Raw genomic sequence first — 6,449 nt, 5'->3', positions numbered from 1 at the left:
CCAGCCTGCTGTCGCTGGTCGACCCGCTGGTGCGCGCAGGCGCCTGGGCGGCAGGCACCGACGCGCCCGAGAAGACCGAGGTGAAGATCGGTTTCATCCCGCTGACGGACTGCGCCTCGGTCGTGATGGCGTCGGTGCTGGGCATCGACAAGAAGTATGGCGTGACGATCACTCCGTCCAAGGAAGCCTCGTGGGCGGCGGTGCGCGACAAGCTCATGAACGGCGAGCTGGACATGGCGCACGTGTTGTACGGCCTGGTCTACGGCGTGCACCTGGGCGTGGGCGGGCCAAAGAAAGACATGGCCGTGCTGATGAACCTGAGCCAGAACGGCCAGGCGATCACGTTGTCGAACAAACTGCTGCAGGCCGGCGCGCGCGACGGCGAATCGCTGGCCAAGCTGATGGCGGCCGACAAGCGGGAATACACCTTTGCGCAGACGTTCCCGACCGGCACGCACGCCATGTGGCTGTACTACTGGCTGGCGGCCTACGGCATCAATCCGATGAAGGACGCCAAGGTCATCACGGTGCCGCCGCCGCAGATGGTGGCGAACATGCGCGTGGGCAATATGGACGGATTCTGCGTGGGCGAACCCTGGGGCGCGCGCGCCATCATCGACAAGATCGGTTTCACTGCCGTGACCACGCAAGGCATCTGGCAGGACCATCCCGAAAAGGTGCTGGGCACCAGCGCGGAATTCGTGTCGCGCCATCCGAACACGGCGCGCGCGGTCACCGCGGCGATCCTGGAGGCCGGCAAATGGATCGATGCGTCGCCCGCCAACCGCCAGAAGACGGCTGAAGTCATCGCCGCCAAGTCCTATGTCAACACGGACGCCAGCGGCATCGTGGACCGCATGCAGGGCCGCTACGAGAACGGCCTGGGCAAGTCGTGGACCGATGAGCACGCGATGCGTTTCTATGCCGACGGTTCGGCCAACTTCCCGTATCTGAGCGACGGCATGTGGTTCCTGACGCAGCACAAGCGCTGGGGCTTGTTGAAAGAGCATCCGGACTATCTGGCGATGGCCACGCAGGTCAACCGCATCGACATCTACAAGCAGGCCGTGTCGGCCGCCGGCGCGGCGCTGCCTGCCAGCGAAACGCGCAGCTCCACATTGATCGACGGCGTGGTGTGGGACGGCAGCAATCCCGCGGCCTATGCCGACGGATTCAAGGTCAAGGCCTGAGCGCCGCCACGAAAAAAAAGGGGTATGCGATGACTACCGCAACGAATGTGGGCCGAGCCGACGCGATATTCGCCGCCGGGCGCGAGCGGCTGGAATCGGCGCTGAAGGCCGTGGCGGGCCCGGTGGCCGGCTTCGCGCTGTTCGTGCTGGTGTGGCAGGTGGTGGCCATGCGGATTCCGGAGATCCCGACGCCCGGCGTCACCTGGCATGCGGCCGTGGAACTGTTCTCGGATCCGTTCTATGACAACGGTCCGAACGACAAGGGCATCGGCTGGAACCTGCTGGCGTCGCTGGAACGCGTGGCGATCGGCTTCGGGCTTGCAGCGGCGATCGGCATCCCGGCAGGGTTCGCCATTGGCCGGTATGCCGCGATCAACGCCATGTTCTCGCCCATCGTGAGCCTGCTGCGGCCGGTGTCGCCGCTGGCCTGGCTGCCGCTGGGGTTGTTGCTGTTCAAGGCGGCCAACCCGGCCGCGATCTGGGCCATTTTCATCTGTTCGATCTGGCCGATGATCATCAACACCGCGGTGGGCGTGTCGCGCGTGCCGCAGGACTACCTGAACGTGGCGCGGGTGCTGAACCTGTCGGAATGGAAAGTCACGACCAAGGTGCTGCTGCCGGCGGTGCTGCCCTACATGCTGACCGGCGTGCGCTTGTCCATCGGTACTGCGTGGCTGGTGATCGTGGCGGCGGAAATGCTGACCGGAGGCACCGGCATCGGCTTTTGGCTGTGGGACGAGTGGAACAACCTGAAGGTGGAGCACATCGTCATCGCCATCTTCGTGATCGGCATCGTGGGGCTGCTGCTGGAAACCCTGCTGGTCGCGCTGGCCCGCCGATTCACCTACACCGAGGAATAGCGCCATGAAGAAATTCGTACGCATCGAACGCGTGGGCCAGACGTTCACGACCCGCAAAGGCGCTTTCGTGGCGCTGCAGGATATCGACCTGACGGTTGACCAGGGCGAGTTCATCACGTTGATCGGCCATTCGGGTTGCGGCAAGTCCACCTTGCTGAACCTGATCGCGGGATTGACGCGCCCGACCCGCGGCGTGCTGCTGTGCGCAGAACGCGAGATCACCGGGCCGGGGCCCGACCGGGCGGTCGTGTTCCAGAACCATTCGCTGCTGCCGTGGCTGACTTGTTTCCAGAACGTGTACCTGGCGGTCGAGCGGGTGTTCGGGGGCAAGGAAAAGCGCCCGCAGCTGGCCGAGCGCACGCGTGCCGCGCTGGAGCTGGTGGGCCTGTTGCCGGCGCAGAACAAGCTTCCGCGCGAGATCTCGGGCGGTATGAAGCAGCGCGTGGGCATTGCCCGGGCGCTGGCGATCGAACCGGGCGTGCTGCTGATGGACGAGCCGTTCGGCGCATTGGATGCGTTGACGCGCGCGCACCTGCAGGACGAATTGCTGAAGATCGTGGCCAAGACGCGCACCACCACCATCATGGTGACGCATGACGTGGACGAGGCCGTGCTGTTGTCGGACCGCATCGTCATGCTGACCAACGGCCCGGCCGCGACCATTGGCGAGATCCTGCCCGTGCCGCTGCCGCGTCCGCGCGACCGCGTGCGGCTGGCCAATGACGCCACCTATCTGGCGTGCCGCGCGTCGGTGGTGGATTTCCTGCACCGCCGCCACGGCAATCCCGAGCGTTCGCAGGCGGCGGCCCAGGCCAATGCCGTTCTGGACGCTGCCGATGCCGAGAGGGCGGCGGAGGACGACGTTGCCGCCGTCGCGACCCGCGCCGCGGCTTGAAGGCCGGCCACGGGGATATTCATGGGCGCTAAGCAGAAGCTGGTGGTGGTGGGCAACGGCATGGCGGGTATCCGCACGGTGGAAGAACTGCTGGCGCTGGCGCCCGACCTGTACGACATCACGGTGTTCGGCGCCGAGCCCCACACGAACTACAACCGGATCCTGCTGTCGCCCGTGCTGACGGGCGAACGGACGCTGCAGGACATCGTGCTGAACGACGAGGATTGGTATGCCCGTCACGGCATACGGCTATTACTCGACAGCAAAGTGACGCGGGTGGACCGCCTGCGCCGCGTCGTGCAGGCCGACGACGGCACCGAGGCGCCGTATGACCGGCTGCTGCTGGCCACCGGCTCGAACCCCTTCATCCTGCCCGTTCCGGGCAACGATCTGGACGGCGTGGTCGCCTTCCGCGATATCGGCGACGTGAGCCGGATGATCGAAGCGTCTTCGCGCTACCGGCATGCCGTGGTAATCGGCGGCGGGCTGCTGGGCCTGGAAGCCGCCAACGGATTGGCCGCGCGCGGCATGGATGTCTCGGTCGTGCATCTGGGCCCCGCGCTGCTGGACCGCCAATTGGACGGCGAGGCGTCCGCGATGCTGCGGCGCAGCCTGGAGGCGCGTGGCCTGACATTTCTGCTGGGGCGCCAGACGCAGGCGATCCTCGGGGGCGATGGCGGGCGGGTCCGCGCGCTGCGCTTTGCCGACGGGCAGGAGATACCGGCGGACCTGGTGGTGATGGCCGCAGGCGTGCGCCCCAATACCGAGCTGGCCGAACGCTGCGGGCTGCATGTGGACCGGGGAGTGGTGGTGACCGACACCTTGCAGACCTACGATCCGCGCATCTATGCGGTCGGGGAATGCGTCAGCCATCGCGGCACGGCCTACGGCCTGGTCGCGCCTTTGTTTGAACAGGCCAAGGTGGCGGCTAACCATCTGGCTCTGCACGGCATCGGCCGCTATGAAGGCAGCGTGACCTCGGCCAAATTGAAGGTCAGCGGCATCGATCTCTTTTCGGCCGGGGACTTCGCAGGGGACGGGCAAGCCGAAAGCATCACGTTGTCCGACGCGCTGGACGGCGTCTACAAGAAGCTGGTGATCCGCGGCGACAAACTGGTGGGCGCCTGCCTGTACGGCGATACGGCGGATGGCGCCTGGTATCTGCGGCTGATCCGCGAAGGCCAGGATATCGGCGGCTTGCGCGACCGGTTGATGGCAGGCGAAAACGTGGCGGGAGGGTAGGGCATGGACATGCCATCACGCGTGCGGATTCCCGTCGTCGACGCCAGCGAAGCGCGCGACGTGGCGTCGGTGTGCTGTTATTGCGGAACGGGCTGCGGCGTGCGCGTTCAGGTGCAGGACGGCGCCGTGCTGCGGGTCCGGGGCGACGAGACGCACCCCGCCAACCACGGCAAGCTGTGCAGCAAGGGGCTGGCGCTGGGCGACACGGTGCGTCGGGACGGTGCGCGCGTGCTGTCGGCGCAATGGCGCGAGCGGCGCGGTGAGCCGACGCGGGACATCGCGCTGGGACAGGCGCTGGACATCGCGGCCGGGACGCTGGCCCGCACGATCCGGTCGCATGGCCCCGACGCCGTGGGTTTTTATCTGTCGGGCCAACTGCTGACCGAAGACTATGCCGTCTTCAACAAGCTGGCGCGCGCGCTGGTGGGCACCAACAATATCGACACCAACTCCCGTCTGTGCATGTCCAGCGCAGTGTCGGGCTACAAGCGCACGCTGGGCGCGGACGCGCCGCCCGCTTGCTACGAAGACCTGGAACAGGCGGACACCGTGCTGATCGCCGGTTCCAACATGGCGTACGCGCACCCCGTGCTGTTCCGCCGCCTGGAGGCGGCGCGCGCGCAGCGGCCGCACATGAAGGTGATCGCAGTCGACCCCCGGCGTACGGACACAACGGCCTTCGCCGACCTGCACCTGCCGATCGTGCCGGGCACCGACGTGGCACTGTTCCACGCCATGCTGCATGTCATGGTGCGTGAAGGCCTGATCGACACCGGGTACATCCAGCGTCACACCGAAGGTTTCGAGACGTTGCTTGCGCGGGTGCAGGCCTTCCCGCCGCAAGCGGCGCAGCGCATTTGCGGCGTGCCAGCCCAGGACATCGTCCAGGCGGCCCGCTGGTTCGGCGGCGCGCGATCGGCGCTGTCGCTCTACACGATGGGGCTGAATCAGTCGACCAGCGGCACCGACAAGAACACGGCGCTGATCCATCTGCACCTGGCGACAGGCCAGATCGGCAAGCCGGGCGCGGGCCCGTTTTCGCTGACCGGCCAGCCCAACGCGATGGGCGGCCGCGAGGCCGGCGGCATGGCCACCTTGCTGCCGGGCCACCGGGATCCCGGCAGCAAGATGGACCGCGCAGAAGTGGCCGCGCTGTGGGGCGTGGACCGCCTGCCCGATGCGCCGGGCGCCACGGCGATGGACATGTTCGACGCGGTGCTGGAAGGACGCATCAAGGTGCTGTGGATCGCGGCGACCAACCCCGCGCAGTCGCTGCCGGACCAGGCGCGCGTGCGCGCGGCGCTGGCGCGCGCCGAATGCGTCATCGTCCAGGAGGCCTTCGCGGGCACCGAAACGCTGGCCTACGCGGACCTGGTGCTGCCGGCTGCGACCTGGCCCGAGAAATCCGGCACGGTGACGAATTCCGAACGCCGCATCAGCCGTGTGCAGGCGGCCATCGCGCCGCCTGGCGACGCGCAGCCGGATTGGCGGTTGGCGCAGGCGGTGGCGCAGCGGCTGGCCGCCCGCATCGCGCCAGACAAGGCGGCGCGGTTCGCCTATCGAGACGAAAGCGACGTGTTCGCGGAACATGCCCGCATGACCGCAGGGCGCGATCTGGACTACAGCGCGCTGGACTACGGTGTCTTGGGCCGCGACGGGCCGCAGCAATGGCCCTACCGCGCAGGCCACGGCATGGTCCGCCTGTATGCCGACGGCGTGTTCCCGACGGCCAGCGGGCGCGCCCGCTTTTGCGACGTGGACTTTCGGCCGCCCGCCGACGCGGTGACACCCGAATTCCCGCTGATCCTGACGACCGGCCGCTTGCGCGACCATTGGCACACGATGGCGCGCACGTCGCTTGCCCGCGCATTGACGCAGCATGTCGAAGAGCCGTGGGTCTCCCTGCATCCGGACGATATGCGCCGTTTTGCGCTTGCGGCCGGCGCGCTTGCGCGGCTGCGTTCGCGGCGCGGCAGCGTGGTGCTGCCGGTGCGGGAAGATGATGGATTGCAGCCTGGACAGGCTTTTCTGCCCATGCACTGGGGCAGCGCTTTCATGGCGGGCCTGGGCGTCAACGCGTTGACGAGTCCGGCTGCGGACCCGGTGTCGCGCCAACCCGAACTGAAGTTCAGCGCCATTTCCGTCGAGCCCGCTGGCCTGGCGTGGCAGGCGGCGGGATGGGGGCGGGGCGACGGCGCGGCCTTGCGCGCGAGGCTGGCGCCCTGGCTGCGTCGCTTCGAATACGCGGTGGTGCTGCCCATC

At 67.6% G+C, this 6,449-nt stretch carries 4 protein-coding genes and 1 pseudogene; all 5 read left to right on the top strand.

The annotated features are described in order from the left end of the window. The coding region (locus HG262_RS30715; RefSeq protein WP_248293541.1) for a CmpA/NrtA family ABC transporter substrate-binding protein at positions 1–1,190 on the top strand (1,190 nt) is incomplete at its 5' end. Positions 1,191–1,219: 29 nt separating this feature from the next. Beyond that, the gene (ntrB, locus tag HG262_RS30710; protein WP_169274587.1) at positions 1,220–2,050 is read left to right on the top strand and encodes a nitrate ABC transporter permease; all 831 of its coding nucleotides are present in this window, start codon (positions 1,220–1,222) and stop codon (positions 2,048–2,050) included. A 4-nt stretch (positions 2,051–2,054) separates the two neighbouring features. Beyond that, positions 2,055–2,945 (top strand): ABC transporter ATP-binding protein, encoded by an 891-nt coding sequence (locus tag HG262_RS30705; protein WP_169274586.1) that lies wholly within the window; start codon positions 2,055–2,057, stop codon positions 2,943–2,945. Positions 2,946–2,966: 21 nt separating this feature from the next. Then, positions 2,967–4,169, top strand: a pseudogene (locus HG262_RS30700) (FAD-dependent oxidoreductase); the annotation flags it as partial. Positions 4,170–4,190: 21 nt separating this feature from the next. Next, a partial coding sequence (locus tag HG262_RS30695; protein ID WP_169274584.1) for a nitrate reductase occupies positions 4,191–6,449 on the top strand: 2,259 nt, incomplete at its 3' end.

This window comes from Achromobacter sp. Bel, from assembly GCF_012928505.1.
In the GTDB taxonomy this organism is placed as follows: Bacteria; Pseudomonadota; Gammaproteobacteria; order Burkholderiales; family Burkholderiaceae_B; genus Achromobacter.
Note: the sequence above shows the minus strand (reverse complement) of the source record. Positions and strands in the feature narration are given on the sequence as shown.